The 457-nt window shown below is 50.5% G+C and carries 1 protein-coding gene; it reads right to left on the bottom strand.

Annotated features, from left to right (window positions below; all coding sequences use genetic code 11):
* Nucleotides 1–457, bottom strand: a 457-nt coding sequence (locus tag IB262_RS35510) for a RagB/SusD family nutrient uptake outer membrane protein (RefSeq protein ID WP_192494588.1), incomplete at both ends; no start/stop codon positions are given.

A 457-nucleotide genomic window follows, 5' to 3' on the forward strand; every position in this document is an offset into this window, starting at 1 on the left:
GTAATCACCGTTAAACAGCGTATAGCCGGCAGCTTCTACCTGTGCAAAGTCAGCAGCGGCGGCCGGGTAATTTTTTGTGTAGAGATATGCTTTCCCGCGCAGGGCATAGGCTGCACCCTTGGTAATATGTCCGTAGTTAGCATTGCCTTTGCCATATTTCGCCGGGAGATTAGGCTCGCTGATGCAGTCGGTCAGGTCGTTGATCACTACCCTCCAAACGCTGTCTTCTGTTTCGCGGCCTTTGGTGGCCTCATCGGCAGAAAATGGTTTCAGGTATACCGGCACTCCGTGCCACAGCTGGTTCAAACGCATGTAGAAGTAAGCGCGCAGGAACTTTGCCTCCGCTACATACCGCGCTTTCTTATCATCCGCAGAAGGTGATTTCAACGGAATGTTAACAATAGCGCCGTTTGCACGCTGAATGCCATCATAAAAATATTTCCAGTTGTTGCTGAAC

Source organism: Ensifer sp. ENS02 (assembly GCF_014851885.1).
In the GTDB taxonomy this organism is placed as follows: domain Bacteria; phylum Pseudomonadota; class Alphaproteobacteria; order Rhizobiales; family Rhizobiaceae; genus Ensifer; species Ensifer adhaerens.